The organism is Micromonospora sp. CNZ296 (assembly GCF_007827635.1).
On record NZ_VISW01000012.1, the window covers coordinates 160,746 to 175,711 of the forward strand.

Annotated in this window: 16 protein-coding genes; 4 read left to right on the plus strand and 12 right to left on the minus strand. The window is 73.8% G+C overall.

Going from position 1 to position 14,966, the window contains the following annotated elements; genetic code table 11:
* Nucleotides 1-15 precede the first annotated feature (15 nt).
* The 5 genes from FB455_RS20810 to FB455_RS20830 all read right to left on the minus strand — a co-directional run bounded on the left by FB455_RS20810 (nucleotide 16) and on the right by FB455_RS20830 (nucleotide 7,248).
* The gene (locus FB455_RS20810) at nucleotides 16-504 is read right to left on the minus strand and encodes a GNAT family N-acetyltransferase (protein ID WP_486481558.1); all 489 of its coding nucleotides are present in this window, start codon (nucleotides 502-504) and stop codon (nucleotides 16-18) included.
* 134 nt (nucleotides 505-638) lie between these two features.
* Nucleotides 639-2,582, minus strand: a complete 1,944-nt coding sequence (gene dxs, locus FB455_RS20815) for a 1-deoxy-D-xylulose-5-phosphate synthase (RefSeq protein ID WP_013474513.1) — start codon at nucleotides 2,580-2,582, stop codon at nucleotides 639-641.
* 58 nt (nucleotides 2,583-2,640) lie between these two features.
* The gene (locus FB455_RS20820; protein WP_145754653.1) at nucleotides 2,641-3,801 is read right to left on the minus strand and encodes an anhydro-N-acetylmuramic acid kinase; all 1,161 of its coding nucleotides are present in this window, start codon (nucleotides 3,799-3,801) and stop codon (nucleotides 2,641-2,643) included.
* Nucleotides 3,802-3,889: 88 nt separating this feature from the next.
* Nucleotides 3,890-5,104 carry a TRAM domain-containing protein gene (locus tag FB455_RS20825; protein WP_145754735.1) on the minus strand — a complete coding sequence of 405 codons (1,215 nt, stop codon included), beginning with the start codon at nucleotides 5,102-5,104 and terminating at the stop codon, nucleotides 3,890-3,892.
* A 92-nt stretch (nucleotides 5,105-5,196) separates the two neighbouring features.
* The gene (locus FB455_RS20830; protein WP_013474510.1) at nucleotides 5,197-7,248 is read right to left on the minus strand and encodes an APC family permease; all 2,052 of its coding nucleotides are present in this window, start codon (nucleotides 7,246-7,248) and stop codon (nucleotides 5,197-5,199) included.
* A 158-nt stretch (nucleotides 7,249-7,406) separates the two neighbouring features.
* Between FB455_RS20830 and FB455_RS20835 the strand changes: the two genes are divergently transcribed.
* On the plus strand, nucleotides 7,407-8,072 hold the full coding sequence (locus FB455_RS20835; RefSeq protein ID WP_013284798.1) for a potassium channel family protein: 666 nt from the start codon (nucleotides 7,407-7,409) through the stop codon (nucleotides 8,070-8,072).
* A gap of 3 nt (nucleotides 8,073-8,075) precedes the next feature.
* A complete protein-coding gene (locus FB455_RS20840) occupies nucleotides 8,076-8,765 on the plus strand; it encodes a potassium channel family protein (protein ID WP_013284797.1) in 690 nt (229 codons plus the stop codon).
* Between the two features lie 10 nt (nucleotides 8,766-8,775).
* Here FB455_RS20840 and FB455_RS20845 read toward each other — a convergent pair whose 3' ends face one another.
* The 4 genes from FB455_RS20845 to dut form a co-directional block, all read right to left on the minus strand.
* The gene (locus tag FB455_RS20845) at nucleotides 8,776-9,456 is read right to left on the minus strand and encodes a DUF3159 domain-containing protein (protein WP_013284796.1); all 681 of its coding nucleotides are present in this window, start codon (nucleotides 9,454-9,456) and stop codon (nucleotides 8,776-8,778) included.
* A complete protein-coding gene (locus tag FB455_RS20850) occupies nucleotides 9,453-9,833 on the minus strand; it encodes an OB-fold nucleic acid binding domain-containing protein (protein WP_013284795.1) in 381 nt (126 codons plus the stop codon). Before FB455_RS20850 ends, FB455_RS20845 begins: the two co-directional genes overlap by 4 nt.
* A 169-nt stretch (nucleotides 9,834-10,002) precedes the next feature.
* Entirely contained in the window at nucleotides 10,003-10,623 is a 621-nt protein-coding gene (locus FB455_RS20855; RefSeq protein WP_013284794.1) for a DUF3710 domain-containing protein, read from the minus strand.
* Between the two features lie 25 nt (nucleotides 10,624-10,648).
* The gene (gene dut / locus FB455_RS20860; protein WP_030274559.1) at nucleotides 10,649-11,146 is read right to left on the minus strand and encodes a dUTP diphosphatase; all 498 of its coding nucleotides are present in this window, start codon (nucleotides 11,144-11,146) and stop codon (nucleotides 10,649-10,651) included.
* 85 nt (nucleotides 11,147-11,231) lie between these two features.
* Between dut and FB455_RS20865 the strand changes: the two genes are divergently transcribed.
* A complete protein-coding gene (locus tag FB455_RS20865) occupies nucleotides 11,232-11,723 on the plus strand; it encodes a DUF3093 domain-containing protein (RefSeq protein ID WP_013284792.1) in 492 nt (163 codons plus the stop codon).
* 59 nt (nucleotides 11,724-11,782) lie between these two features.
* Here the strand turns inward: FB455_RS20865 and FB455_RS20870 are convergent, their stop codons facing one another.
* Nucleotides 11,783-12,592: a hypothetical protein gene (locus FB455_RS20870; RefSeq protein ID WP_047893848.1), complete on the minus strand. Its 810-nt coding sequence runs from the start codon at nucleotides 12,590-12,592 to the stop codon at nucleotides 11,783-11,785.
* Between the two features lie 135 nt (nucleotides 12,593-12,727).
* Complete coding sequence (locus FB455_RS20875; protein WP_013284790.1) at nucleotides 12,728-13,024, minus strand: DUF4193 domain-containing protein; 297 nt, start codon at nucleotides 13,022-13,024, stop codon at nucleotides 12,728-12,730.
* Between the two features lie 439 nt (nucleotides 13,025-13,463).
* On the opposite strand from FB455_RS20875, the gene FB455_RS20880 reads away from it, so the two are divergent.
* Nucleotides 13,464-13,979, plus strand: a complete 516-nt coding sequence (locus FB455_RS20880; RefSeq protein WP_030274563.1) for a LytR C-terminal domain-containing protein — start codon at nucleotides 13,464-13,466, stop codon at nucleotides 13,977-13,979.
* A gap of 69 nt (nucleotides 13,980-14,048) precedes the next feature.
* Here FB455_RS20880 and FB455_RS20885 read toward each other — a convergent pair whose 3' ends face one another.
* Complete coding sequence (locus tag FB455_RS20885) at nucleotides 14,049-14,870, minus strand: inositol monophosphatase family protein (protein ID WP_071096249.1); 822 nt, start codon at nucleotides 14,868-14,870, stop codon at nucleotides 14,049-14,051.
* Between the last annotated feature and the right edge of the window lie 96 nt (nucleotides 14,871-14,966).

Sequence of the window (14,966 nt, forward strand, 5' to 3'; positions counted from 1 at the left end):
ACCCGAACTCCTTGGTCAACAGGGCGGGGCGGGGCGGGCCGGGCCGGGGCGGGAGGTGCCGTCGGGGCGCCAACCGTGGCGCGTGTAGAACGCGCGGGCCCGGGTGTTGCGCTCCCACACCTCCAGTACGCCCAGGGCCAGCCCTTCGTCCTCAAGGTGCCCCACGAACAGCGTGTGCAGCGCACTCCCCACGCCTCGTCCCCACATCTGCGGGTCGACGTGGATCTGATAGAGCTGGGCCGTCGTGCGCGGATCCAGGTCGGACGAGTGCGGCAGCCCCATGGCGAGCACCCCGGCCAGGGCGCCGTCCACGATGGCGCACCGCACCCGCTTGTGCGCCGAGCTGATCGCCGCCGCCCAGCCCTCCCGCTGCTCCCGCGCCAGCTCCGGAGTGAGGACCTCCCCGACCGGCAGCCCGCCGGCCCCGTAGTAGGCGACCCGCGCCCGGCTGTGCACCTCGACGATCCCCGGAAGATCCCCCAGCCCCGCCTCGCGTACCTCCACGAGCCCTCCCTCCACGTCAAAGGCCCCTCGCGATCTTGCGACTGCGGCCCCCCGCAATCGGGCGAAGCCGACATCAGGAGGGCCGCAAGTGCAAGATCAACCAGCGAAGCACGCCCGAGGCGCGCGCGGAGTGGTCAGCTCTGGGCTCGGGCTCCGTTTGTGGCCGGGTCGACCGGGGCGGCGTCCAGGCCGGAGATCCAGCCGGTGACGTCACGCGCCACATCCTGGGCGGTCAGTCGCAGGTCGGCCAGGATCTGCGCGCGGCTGCCGTGCGGGTGCCAGTCGGCCGCTACGCCGAGGTCCTTGACCGGTACGCGGACGTCGGCGTCGCGCATCGCCTGGGCCAGCGCCGAGCCGACGCCGCCGATGCGTACGCCGTCCTCCACGGTGACCACGAGCCGGTGCGCGGACGCCAGCTCGACCAGTTCGGCCGGCACCGGGCGCACCCAGCGCGGGTCGACCACTGTCACGCCGTAGCCCTGCTCGGCGACCCGGGCGGCGACCTCCACGCCGAGGCCGGCGAACGAGCCGACCGCCACCAGCAGCACGTCGGTACGCGCCGACTCGGCCAGCACGTCGACCGGGCCGACCCGGCGTACGGCCGGCAGGTCGGCGGCGACGGTGCCGGTCGGGAAGCGCAGGATGGTCGGGCCGTCGTCCACGGCGACCGCCTCGCGCAGCTCCTCGCGCAGCGTGGCCGAGTCGCGGGGCGCGGCGATCCGCAGGCCGGGCACCACGCCGAAGACCGACATGTCCCAGATGCCGTAGTGGCTGGGCCCGTCCGGGCCGGTGATGCCGGCCCGGTCCAGCACGAACGTGACCGGCAGCTTGTGCATGGCCACGTCCAGCAGGACCTGGTCGAACGCGCGGTTGAGGAACGTGGCGTAGACCGCGACCACCGGGTGCAGCCCGCCCATGGCGAGGCCGGCGGCGGAGGTGGCCGCGTGCTGCTCGGCGATGCCCACGTCGTACACCCGCTCCGGGTACTTGCGGGCGAGCGTGGCGATGCCGGTGGGCTCGGCCATGGCGGCGGTGATGCCGACCACGTCGGGGCGCTCGTCGGCGATCGCGACCAGCTCGTCGGCGAAGACGTTCGTCCACTTCACCGACGGCACGGCGAGCAGCTTGCCGGTCTCGGCGTCGAACGCGCCGGGGCCGTGCAGGCAGTCGGCCTCGTCGTCCTCGGCGGGACGGTAGCCGTAGCCCTTGCGGGTGACCGCGTGCACGATCACCGGGCCGCCGAAGTTCTTCGCGGCGCGCAGCGCCGCCTCGACCGCCGGTACGTCGTGACCGTCGACCGGGCCGACGTACTTGATGCCGAGGTCCTCGAACATGGCCTGCGGGGCGACCGCGTCCTTGATGCCCTTCTTGACCGCGTGCAGCACCTCGTACATCGGCTTGCCGACGAACGGGGTGTTGCCCAGCGCGTCCTTGACCGTGTCGAGCACCTTCTCGTAGCCGGGGTTGAGCCGCAGCGACGACAGGTGGTCGGCGAGGCCACCGATGGTCGGCGAGTAGGACCGGCCGTTGTCGTTGACCACGATCACCAGCGGGTTGCCGGCGGTGGCGATGTTGTTCAGCGCCTCCCAGCACATGCCGCCGGTGAGCGCGCCGTCGCCGACCACTGCGACCACTGAGCGCTTCTCGCCACGCAGCGCGTACGCCTTGGCCAGGCCGTCGGCGTACGACAGGGCGGTGGAGGCGTGCGAGTTCTCGATCAGGTCGTGCTCGCTCTCCGCCTGGCTGGGGTAGCCGGAGAGGCCACCGCGCTGGCGGAGCTTGTCGAAGCCCTCCTGCCGGCCGGTGAGGATCTTGTGCACGTACGCCTGGTGGCCGGTGTCGAAGAGGAGCCGGTCACGCGGGGAGTCGAAGACCCGGTGCATCGCCAGGGTCAGCTCGACCACACCGAGGTTGGGGCCGACGTGGCCGCCGGTGCGGGAGACCTTGGCGATCAGGAAGTCACGGATCTCGGCGGCGAGGATGTCCAGCTGCTCGGCGGTCATCCGCTTCACGTCCTGCGGGCCGCGGACGGTGCCCAGCAGCCGACCGTGGTTGGCCGTGCCCTCTTCAACACTCATGACCGGAGAGTCTATCGGCCGCGGAACAGTCCGCAGCCTGGCCGTGCATCGACCCAGGTCAGGCGTCCACCACGAGCCGCCGGGGCGCGGGTGGGCGCGGCGCGGCGACGGACGGGCCCGCAGGGGTCCAGGAGCCGAGCACGGCGGCCCGGGACGCCCCGGTCACCGACGGCACCGCGCCGGGTAGCCCGTGCCAGGACAGCCAGCCCAGCAGCGCGAACGCGTACGCCTCCTTGGCCTGGGCCGGTACGCCCAGCTCGTCGGTGGTGCGCAGCCGCCAGCGTCCCGCGCCCAGGGCCGCCAGCCGCGCCCGGAGTGTGGGATTGCGCACTCCCCCGCCGGCGGCCACCACCTCGGTGACCCGGTGCCGGTCGCAGGCGTCGGCCACCGTGCGGGCGGTCAGCTCGGTGAGCGTGGCCAGCACGTCGTCGGCCGCCACCGGCTCACCCAGCCCGCTCAGCGCGGCGTCCAGGTAGCCGCCGTGGAACAGCTCCTTACCAGTCGACTTGGGCGGCGGCGCGGCATAGTACGGCTCGGCGAGCAGCCGGGCCAGCAGCGCCGCGTGCACCCGGCCGGCCGCGGCCCGCGCCCCGTCGACGTCGCAGGGCCGGTCCAGGAAGCGCCGGGCGGCGGCGTCCAGCAGCGCGTTCGCCGGGCCCACGTCGTACCCGAGGACCGGTGCCCCGGGCGCGACCACGGTGAGGTTCGCGATCCCGCCGAGGTTCAACGCGGCCCTGGCACCGGCCTCCGGGTCGAGCAGCAGCGCGTCGAACGCCGGGACCAGCGGCGCGCCCTGGCCGCCGGCCGCGACGTCCGCCGAGCGCAGGTCGTGCAGCACCGGTACGCCCACCCGGGCGGCAACCCGGGCCGGCGCGCCGAGCTGGAGCGTGCCGCGTACCCGGCCGTCCTCGACCCAGTGGAAGACCGTCTGCCCGGGCGACACCACCGCGTCGGCGGTGCCCCCGGCCAGTTCGACGCCGGCCGCCGCCGCCTCCGCGAACACCTCGCCGAGCCGGTTGTCCAGCCGGCAGACCGCCTCGATCGTGGTGGCCGCCGGGGGCAGCAGCGCGCCGATCTCGGCCCGCAGGTCGTCCGGGTACGCCAGCTCCCGGTGCCCGAGCGGCCGCAGCCGCAGCGTGTCGCCGTCGGCGGTGAACTCGGCCGCCACCACGTCCACGCCGTCGTAGGACGTGCCCGACATCAGCCCGACGATGCGCAAGGAAGGGCCCCTTCTTAACGGATCCGGTAGTGGAAGGGCCCCTTATTAACGCGATCAACGCGACCAACGCGCGGAGCCGGGGACAAGATCAACGCTGTGGAGGCAGGAACAGGCCGACCAGCTCCACGTGCTGGGTCATCGGGAACAGGTCGAAGCCGCGCAGCGCAGCCAGCCGCCACCCCGCCTCGGCGAACGTGCGCACGTCCCGGGCGAAGGCCGCCGGGTCGCAGGCCACGTAGGCGACAGCACGCGGCCCGGCGGCCACCACACCGCGGACCACCGGCGCGCCCGCGCCGGAGCGCGGCGGGTCGAGCACCACCAGGTCGACCGGTCCGGTGATCCGGCGCCGGGACAGCGCCGCCTCCACCCGCGCGGCGACCACCTCGACGGCGCGCAGGTCGGCCAGGTTCTGCCGGGCCGCGGCCACCCCGTCCGGCGCCGACTCGACGAGCGTCACCCGGGCCCCGTCGACCCGTTCGGCGAGCGCGGCGGCGAACAGGCCGGCCCCGCCGTACAGGTCCCAGGCCGTCTCCCCCGGCCGCGGGTCGAGCAGGTCGAGGACCGCGCCGGTCAGCGCGTCCGCCGCGGCCGGGTGCACCTGCCAGAACCCGGAGGCGGGCAGCGTGAAGGAACGCCCGGCCGCCGTCTCCCGGACCCGCTCCGGCCCGCTCACCGCCGTCGGAACCCCATCGGTGTACGCGACCACGGCGACGTCCCCGCCGGTGCTGGCGACCGTCTCCACCGCGTCGGCGTCGGGCCAGCGGGCACCGGTCGGCGGGAGCACCGGCAGATCCTGGATCGCCGGGTGCGCGATCAGGCACCTGTCGATCGGCACCACCTCGTGCGAACGGTGCTTGAGCAGCCCGGCCCGGCCGGCCGCGTCGACCGCGTAGCGGACCCGGGAACGCCAGCCCAGCGGCCCGCCGGGCAGCGCCTCGATGCGTACGCCGAGCGCGTCCACCTGCTCCGCGGTGAGGCCGCCCAGCCGGGTGAGCTGCTCGCGCACCACGGAGAGCTTCCAGTCGAGCTGGGCGGCCGGGGCGACGTGCTGGAGGTCGCAGCCGCCGCACCGGCCCGGACGGGCGTACGGGCACGGCGGGGTGACCCGGTCCGGCGAGGCGGTGAGGATCTCCACGGCATCGGCGCGGGCGAAGCCCCGGTGCAGTTCGGTCACCTCGGCCACCACCCGCTCACCGGGCAGCGCGTGCCGGACGAAGACCACCTGCCCGCCGACCCGGGCCACGCAGTGCCCGCCCGGCGCGACCGCGTCGACTGTCAGCTCGACCCGCTCGGCCTCCTCCAGCCCCGGCCGCTCCGCCGACGCAGGACCGGAGGGCGCAGCCGTCGGCGCGGAACCGGACCGCCCGGCCGCAGGACCGGAATGCTCGTCGCCGCTCACGGCCGCTCCTCGCGCTCGGTGCCGGGTGTGGACGCCACCGGCGGCGGCAGGGTGCTCTGCGGCGCCACCCGGGGGCCGCGCGCCGGGCCCCGGCTCAGCGTGGCGTCCAGCCGGTCCAGGTTCTTGCCGGCGGTGGACGCGAGCTGCCAGGGCACGCTGGTCACCATCACGCCCGGCTCGAACAGCAGCCGCCCCTTGAGCCGCAGCGCGCTCTGGTTGTGCAGCAGGTTCTCCCACCAGCGCCCCACCACGTACTCGGGAATGAAGACGGTGACCACGTCGCGCGGCGACTCACGGCGCACCGACGCGACGAAGTTGAGGATCGGGCGGGTGATCTCCCGGTACGGGGAGTCGATCACGGTGAGCGGCACCGGCAGCTCGCGGCGCTCCCAGTCGGCCTGGAGGTCGCGGGTGTCCTGCTCGTCCACGTTCACGGTGACCGCGGTGAGCGTGTCCGGCCGGGTGGCCCGGGCGTACGCGACGGCCCGCAGCGTCGGCTTGTGCAGCTTGCTGACCAGCACGATGGCGTGGTTGCGGGCGGGCAGCACGCCCCGCTGCTCGGTCGGCTCCAGTTCCTCGGCGATCCGGTCGTAGTGCCGGCGGATGCCGAGCATCACCACGTACATCACCGCCATCGCGACGATCGCGATCCAGGCGCCGAGCAGGAACTTGGTGGCCAGCACGATGATCAGCACCACGCCGGTCATGACCATGCCGAACGTGTTGATCGCCCGGGAACGGAGCATGCGGCGGCGCGCCTCCGGGTCGCGCTCGCGGCGCAGGTGCCGGTTCCAGTGCCGGATCATGCCGGCCTGGGAGAGCGTGAACGAGACGAACACCCCGACGATGTAGAGCTGGATGAGCTTGGTCACCTCGGCCTGGAAACCGATGATCAGCACGATCGCGAAGACGGCCAGGAAGAGGATGCCGTTGGAGAACGCGAGCCGGTCGCCGCGGGTGTGCAGCTGGCGGGGCAGGTAGCGGTCCTGCGCGAGGATCGAGCCGAGCACCGGGAAGCCGTTGAAGGCGGTGTTGGCGGCCAGGAACAGGATCAGCGCGGTCATCCCGGCGACCACGTAGAGCAGCACCGAGCCACCGCCGAACACGGTCTCGCCGAGCTGGGTGGTGACAGTCTTCTGCACGTACCCGTCCGGGCCGGAGATGATCTGCGTGCGCGGGTCCTCGACGAACTGGAGGCCGGTGAGGCGGGCCAGCCAGATGATGCCGACGAGCATGGCCACCGCGATGCCGCCGAGCAACAGCAGCGTGGTCGCCGCGTTCTTCGACTTCGGGCTCTTGAACGCCGGTACGCCGTTGGAGATCGCCTCCACGCCGGTGAGCGCGGCGCAGCCCGAGGAGAACGTCCGTAGCAGCAGGAACACCAGCGCGAACCCGGTGACGCTGTGCTCGGCCTGGATCTCCAGGCCGGCGCTCGGCGCGCGCAGGTCGTCGCCGAGCACGAAGACGCGGATCAGCCCGGTCAGCAGCATGCCGCCGATCACGATCACGAAGCCGTACGTGGGGATGGCGAAGGCGGTGCCCGACTCGCGCAGGCCGCGCAGGTTGATCGCGGTGAGCAGCACCACCGCGCTGACCGCGATGAGCACCTTGTGGGTGGCCACGAACGGCACCACCGAGCCGAGGTTCGCCACGCCGGAGGAGACCGAGACGGCGACCGTGAGCACGTAGTCGACGAGCAGCGCGCTCGCCACCGCGAGGCCGGCCTTGGGCCCGAGGTTGACAGTCGCCACCTCGTAGTCGCCACCGCCGGAGGGGTAGGCGTGCACGTTCTGCCGGTAGCTCGCCACCACCGTCAGCATGACCACGACGACCGCGAGCGCGACCCACGGCGAGAAGATGAACGCCGAGGCGCCGGCGATGGACAGCGTCAGGAGGATCTCGTCCGGGGCGTACGCCACGCTGGAGAGCGCGTCCGAGGCGAAGACCGGCAGCGCGATGCGCTTCGGCAGCAGGGTGTGCTGGAGGCGGTCGGACCGGAACGGTCGACCGAGGAGGAGTCGCTTCAGCAGCGAGGTGGGTCGGGCCACAACCGCCAAGCGTACGACCACCGGGTCCGGGGCGCTGGGGTGGTCGATCTCCCCCGCGTGCGGCCGCGCGGTACGGTTCGGTCCCCCGTCCGGCAGGGGGACGTGGCAGGCTCGCAGACGACGGGTCGGCGGGCGGCGCCGTGGGAGGAGCGGACACCGTGCATGTGGTGATCATGGGCTGCGGGCGGGTCGGGTCGACCCTGGCGCACAGCCTGGAGTCGCGTGGACACTCGGTGGCGGTGATCGACCAGGACGCGGACGCGTTCCGCCGTCTCGGGCCCGACTTCGCCGGCATCACCGTCACCGGTGCGGGCTTCGACGGCGAGGTGCTGCGTCAGGCCGGCATCGAACGGGCCGACGCGTTCGCGGCGGTGTCCAGCGGCGACAACTCCAACATCATCTCGGCCCGGCTGGCCCGGGAGACGTTCGGCGTGTCCCGGGTCGCGGCCCGCATCTACGACCAGCGCCGCGCCCAGGTCTACGAGCGGCTCGGCATCCCCACCGTGGCGACCGTCCGGTGGACCGCCGACCGGATGCTGCGCCACCTCGTCCCCGAGGGCAACGTGGAGATCTTCCGCGACCCGACGAGCACCGTCTCGATCATCGAGGTGCCGGTGCACAAGGACTGGATCGGCCGTCCGCTGCGGCAGCTGGAGCAGGCAGTCGGTGCCCGGGTGGCCTACCTGAACCGGTTCGGGATCGGCACGCTGCCCACCGCCTCCACGGTGATCCAGGAGGGCGACCAGGTCTACATGCTGGTGACCGACGACATCAACGGCCCGGTCACGTCGGTGGCGGCGGCGCCGCCGGAAGGGGGGCACTGAGCCATGCGGATCGCCATCGCGGGCGCCGGCAACGTGGGCCGCTCGATCGCCCAGGAGCTGATCGACAACGGCCATCAGGTGATGCTGATCGAGCGGCAGCCGAAGATGCTGCGGCCCGACCGGGTGCCGGCCGCGGACTGGGTGCTCGCCGACGCGTGCGAGCTGGCCAGCCTGGAGGAGGCCGACGTGGCCGGGTGCGACGTGGTGGTGGCCGCCACCGGCGACGACAAGGTCAACCTGGTGGTGTCGCTGCTGGCCAAGACCGAGTTCGCGGTGCCCCGCGTGGTGGCCCGGGTCAACCGGGCGGAGAACGAGTGGCTGTTCACCGAGCAGTGGGGCGTGGACGTCGCGGTGAGCAAGCCGCGGGTGATGGCGGCGCTGGTCGAGGAGGCGGTCACCGTCGGCGACCTGGTCCGGCTGATGACGTTCCGGCAGGGCGAGGCGAACCTGGTCGAGATCACGCTGCCGCCGACCGCGCCCTACGTGGGGCAGGCGATCCACGCGGTGCCGATCCCCCGGGACGCGGCGCTGGTGGCGATCGTGCGCGGCAAGCGGGTGCTGGTGCCGACCCCGGACGACCCGATCGAGGCCGGCGACGAGCTGGTGTTCGTCTGCACTGCGGCGGTGGAGGACGACGTGCGCGCGGTGATCCTCGGCCCGCCCAGCGCGGACCGGCACCGCGACCGTGCCTGAGGCGGCGGCGTCAGGAGCCTGGTAACGGGGTGGGTGCGGTCTCCCGGGTGACCCGGCGCACCACCCACACCGTGATCAGCAGCAGCAGCGCGTACGGCGGGTAGCCCAGGGCGAGCCGGGCCACGCCGAGCGCGGTGTCCTGGTGGGCCAGGTAGAGCCCGGCCTGTACACCGACCTTGGCCAGCCACACCACGCCCCACAGCACGGTGAGCTGGGTGAAGGTGCGTACCAGCTTGGGGTCGTCGCGCCACTCGGAGCGGCCCTTGGCGACCAGCACCGACCAGATCCAGCCGACCAGCGGCTGCCGGATCGCGGCCGACAGCAGCAGCGCCAGGCCGTACCCGATGCCGTAGAGGATGCCCGGCAGGTAGAAGTCGCGCTCGTCGCCGGTGCGCAGCGCCAGCAGCGCGCCGACGCCGACGCCGAACAGCCCGTTGACCGCGTGCCGCACCGGCTTGCGCTGGGCCAGCCGCAGCCCGGCGATCAGCAGCGCCACCGCCACCGAGGCGTACACGGCGGGGCGCAGCTCGCCGATCACGTTGGCGATCACGAAGACCACCACCGGGATGCTCGACTCGACCAGCCCGCGCCATCCGCCGAGCTGGTCGGCCATCTGCTCGGCGAGGCTGGGCAGCCGCTCCTCGTCCTGCGGGCCGAGACCCGACGGGGTGTGCTGCTGTCCGGTCGTCACTTCGGCGACTCCAGCTCGTAGTACGGGTTGTAGATCACCTTGCGGTCGTCGCGCACCGCCACCCGGCCGCGCGCGGTCAGGTGCCGGCCCGGCTCGATCCCGGCGATGTGCCGGCGGCCCAGCCAGACCAGCGTCACCACGTCGTTGCCGTCGTAGAGGTCGGCTTCCAGCGTGGGCAGGTTCGTGCGGGGCGTGTAGACGACGGTACGCAGCCGCCCGGCCACCGACACCACCTGACCCCTGTTGCACTGGTGGGCGGGCGTGCCGCCGGACTCGGCGCTCTCCCGGCGCAGCTCCTGCGCCTCGATCTCGGCCTCGCTCGCGGTGAGCCGGTGCAGGAGCCGCCGCAGCGACCCCCGGCTCTCGTCGGTCGTCATGACCTCCGCGTCACCCTCTCCACAGCGGGGCCCCGCGGGCGGCGGAACCGTCCCGCCAGCGTACGCGCAGTGGCCGCCCGGCGGGAGCGGCGTGGCGCGTACCGCCGGCCGGGACCGGACACGCCGCGGGCCCGGCGCCGGTACGACGCCGGGCCCGGGCACGTGTGGATCAGACCTCCTGCGAGTCGGCGGCCTGCTGCTCGGCGACCTCGCGGGGCAGCCGCAGCGGCAGCGGCTCGCGCACCGGCTTGGCCTCCTGGCCGCGGTCGACGACCAGGCCGTCCAGGCAGGCCGCGAGCGGGCCGGCGGCGGCCGGGTCGGTGGCGGCCGCGCCCTGGAAGACGCCGCGCACCATCCAGCGCGGGCCGTCGATGCCGACGAACCGCAGGTCGGTCGGCCCGTCCGGGGTACCCACCCGGGCGCGCAGCTCGGGCCCGTGCTCCCCCTCGACCTCCTGGGCGGTCGCGCCGTCGCTGACGAGCGACTGGCGGATCTCCTCGCGCACCTCGTCCCAGATGCCCTCGGAGCGGGGCGCGGCGAAGACGCCGAGCTGGAGCGCGTTCTGGCCGTGCACCAGCACGACCTGCTGGATCACGCCCTGCGGGTCGGCCTGGACCCGCACCTCGACGTCCGGCACCGCCGGGATCCGCAGGCTGCCCAGGTCGAGGCGAGGCGCCTCCGGGGCCTCGCTGACGTCGTACGGGCCGCGGTCCGGCGCCGACGGGGTCTCCTCGGCGTCGAGGACCCCATTGTCACGCGCCTCGTCGGCCCGCTTCCGGGAGAAGATCACTGCGCCCACCCTCCGCTGTTCACACTCACCCTGCCACCTCTTCGCTCTGCCCGCCGGACGGCGCCGGGACCAGCCCGGCGTGCCCGCCGGTGGACCCGTGCCCGCCCGTGCCACGCCGGGACTCGGGCAGCTCGGCCACCGGCCGGAACTCGGCCCGGGCGACCCGCTGGACCACGAGCTGCGCGATGCGGTCACCCCGGCTGATCTTGGCCGGCGTGTCCCGATCGTGGTTGATCAGGTTGACCAGGATCTCACCCCGGTAGCCGGCGTCGACCGTACCGGGCGCGTTGAGCACCGTCACGCCGAGTCTGGCCGCGAGTCCGGATCGGGGGTGCACCAGCCCGACGTAGCCGTCCGGCAGCGCCACCGCCACGCCCGTGGGCACCAGGGCCCGGCCGCCGGGGGGCAGCTCGACGTCCGCGGCGGCCACCAGGTCCGCACCGGCGTCGCCGGGATGGGCGTACGCCGGCAGTGGCAGCTCCGGGTCGAGCAGCCGCACGGGCACGGGTACGACGTCTGTCACGGTCATCCTCTTCCGTCCGGTCCTGCGGGGTGCCCCTGCCATCCTGCCGGTTGCCGGGCCGCTCGCGCGCCGTACCCTCGTCTGTGTGCGTCAGTCGTCATCTCCGGCCGCCCCGACGGCCACCGCCGCGCCGTACGCGGAGCGTCTCGGGCTGCCCTGGTGGGCCTGGCCGGCCGGGCTGGCCGCGGCCGGTCTGCTCGCGGTCGAGCTCTGGATGGGCGCGACCGGGGTGCGCGCCTGGCTGCCGTTCGTGCTGCTGATCCCCGCTGCGGTGGCCGCACTGTGGTGGCTGGGCCGGATCCGGGTCGAGGTGCGTGACGGCGAGCTGCGGGTCGACGACGCCCACCTGCCGGTGCGGTACGTCGCGGACGTGGTGCCGCTGGACGCGGCCGGCCGGCGCGAGGTGCTCGGCGTCGGCTCCGACCCGCTCGCCTTCGTGGTGCAGCGGCCGTGGATCGGTGGCGCGGTGCAGGTGGTGCTGGACGACCCGGCCGACCCGACGCCGTTCTGGGTGGTCAGCACGCGGCACCCGGTCCAGCTGGCGACCGCCCTGCTGGCCGCCCGCGACGCGGCCTGACGGTCCACCGCGACCCGGCTCGGCCCGCCGCGGCCCGGCCCGGCTCGGCCCGGGACCGGTCAGGACGGCGCCTCCGGCAGGGCACGCGCGGTACGCCGCAGGTCCTTGCGCAGTTGCTCGCCGAGCGCGCGGGTGGCCCGGCGGTTGAGGTAGCCGGCCACGGCGGCGCCGGTCAGGAACGGCCCGAGCGTGGTGAGGTTGCGCCCGAAGCGGCGCATCAGGCTGTCCCGCAGTTCCCGGCGGGCGGCGGTGCCGAGCACCGCGCTCACCCCGACGCCCGGCATCATCGGGTTGACCCCCCGCTGGGTGGCCCAGGACTGCACGAGCGCCACGGCACGGCCGGTGCCGCCGGGCGGCAGCGGCACCCGGTGGACCTCGTGCAGCTCCCCGATCAGTTTCAGCTCGATCGCCACCACGGCCACCGTCTCGGCGGCCAGCAGGACGGGAGCGGAGAGCAGGGTGGGCGTGACCGCCCATTCGACGGCGGCGACCCCGCCGCCCGCGGCGCCGACTCCGGCGGTGGCGCGGGACGCGTTGCGGACCAGCCGGTCGGCGAGCGCCTCGTCGTCCAGGCCGGGAAAGTGCCGCCGCAGCGTGGCGAGGTCGCGGATCGGCACGTGCGGGGCGACCTCGGCGACCGTGTCGGTCATCCAGCGCACCGCCGCGCGGGGCTTGAACAGGTCGGTGATCCCGCGGGCGCGGGCCTGCCCGACCAGCCGGGTCAGCAGTTGCCGCCGGCGGGCGGGCGCGATGTCGTCGGCGGTCAGGGCGGCGACGGTGGCGCCCAGCTCCGCGGTGTCCGGGCTGTCCGGGCCCGGTACGTCCGGGCCGGGCTTGTCCGGGCCGGCTTCTTCGCTGCGCTCGCTCACCCGTCCGCCCTCCTGCTCCGCGCGGCGTGGCAGCCGCCCGTACGAGTCAAGCAGCTCCCGGCCGAGCGCGCACGGCGGCGGCTCGAACAGCGGCGGCCCCGTCGAGGAGGCCGCCGCTGGTGTCCCCGGTCGGGATCAGACGCACTCGCGGCAGATCAGGTCGCCGTTGCGCTCGACCGCCAGCTGGCTGCGGTGGTGGACCAGGAAGCAGCGGGCGCACCGGAACTCGTCCTGCTGCATCGGGAGGACCTTGACCGTGAGCTCCTCGTCGGCCAGATCGGCGCCGGGCAGCTCGAAGCTCTCGGCCACCTCGGCCTCGTCGACGTCCACGGCACCCGACTGTGAGTCGACCCGCCGGGCCTTGAGCTCTTCCAGGCTGTCCTCGCCGAGGTCGACCTCGTCGCGACGCGGGGCGTCGTAGTCGGTGGCCATCGGTTTCACTCTCCAATATCGATATTGTCGCTGCCGGTTGTAACGCCGGACGACGCCGTTTCGGTTCCCCTGACCGGCCACCATCTCTGTCGGGCACCCGACCCGAAGAGCGGTGGGCCGGGCTCGCCGGTGCGAAATGCCCCCGGTGAGCGCGGAACCTTACCCCCCCTGTGGGCGAGGCATGTATACCGCCCTCGCGGGAGAGATGTACGCCTCTGCGCCCGAAGTTGTTCCCAATGTGACTCAGGCGACACGAAGATAGGGGTAGTCCTACCGGTTCACCGCGTGGCGCGCCGGTATGTCGGACTGTTTCCACGCCTGAGCCGGACAAGCGTTAACCTCAGCGGCGTACTGGACGGCCGACAGGTCGCGGCCCGACCGCGTCGCCCGCCACCACCCAATCACTGTCCGGGGAGCGCCCAGGATGAGTTTTGCGCGAGTGCGGGCACTCGTTGTCGTCGGACTGCTGGCGGTCGTCGCCCTGGTCTTCGTGGTCGTCGCCGTGCTGAAGGACAGTCAGGGCACAGCCGGTACGGCGGCCGCCTGCCCCGATGGCTGGCCGCTGGTCGACCTGCGCCTGCGGGAACAGAAGGACGTCAAGATCAACGTCTACAACGCGACCGACGAGGCCGGCCGGGCCGGCAGCGTCGCGGACGACTTCCGCAACCGCAAGTTCCAGGTCAAGAAGGTCGGCAACGAGACCAAGGCGTTCGACGGCGTGGCCGAGCTGCGGTTCGGGCCCAAGGCCGTGGGCTCGGCGCACCTGCTGCGCGCGTACTTCCTCAACGAGGCCAACCAGAAGTTCGACCCCAAGCGCAAGGACGACGTCGTCGACGTGGTGCTGGGCAACCAGTTCCAGCAGCTCGCCACCACCACCGAGGTCAACCAGTCGCTCGGCGACCTGGGCGCGCCGCAGGCGCCGACCGGCACCTGCCCGATGCCGATCGAGAAGTAGGCGACGGGCGCACCGACGGCACAGGGCGGTCTCCCCCGGGGAGGCCGCCCTGTCGCGTGTCCGGCGCCGTCACGGCCCGCCCGAGGCGTCCAGGTCGGCCAGCCGGTCGTGCAGCGGCCCGTGCAGCACCGGCGGCGCGGCGAGCACCAGGTCCGGGCCGGCCGGGAGGCCGGACAGGCCGGTCACCAGCAGCCCGGCCTCCCGGGCGACCAGCCCGCCCGCGGCCAGGTCCCAGTCGGCCAGACCCTTCTCGTAGTACGCGTCCACCCGCCCCTCGGCGGCCAGGCAGAGGTCGAGCGCGGCGGCGCCCATCCGGCGGATGTCCCGGATGTGCGGGATCAGCTCGGTCACCACCCGCGCCTGGTGGGCCCGGCGGTCGGCGTCGTAGCCGAACCCGGTGGCGACGAGCGCCTGCCCGAGGTCGGTGGCGGCGGAGCCGTGCAGCCGCTGCCCGTCGCGCCAGGCGCCGCCGCCGAGCGTCGCGGTCCACTCCTCGCCGGTGACGATGTTGCGGACCACACCGGCGACCACCTCACCGGCCACCTCGGCGGCCAGCGAGACGGCGCAGTACGGCAGCCCGTACAGGTAGTTCACGGTTCCGTCGATCGGGTCGAGGATCCAGCGCACGCCGTCGGGGCCGGCCGGGCCGGTCTCGCCCGCGCCGTACTCCTCGCCCAGCACGGCGTCGCCGGGCCGGCGCTGCCGCAGCGCGGCGACCACCTGCCGCTCCACCGCCCGGTCGGCGGCGGTGACCACGTCGGTCACCGTGCTCTTGGTCGCGGCCACCGAGACGCCCTCGACCCGCATCCGGTACGCGGTGGTGGCGGCCTCCCGGGCCACATCGACAGCGATCGTGAGCAACTCCCGCGCCGTGGGCGTCGAGATGATCATGTCTCTCCCCTTCCGGCACGATCGGGACCGGCCGTCTCGTGCGCGGGTATCATCCTTACAAAGTCCACATCTGCGCCGAATCTGCGGTCCCGGACC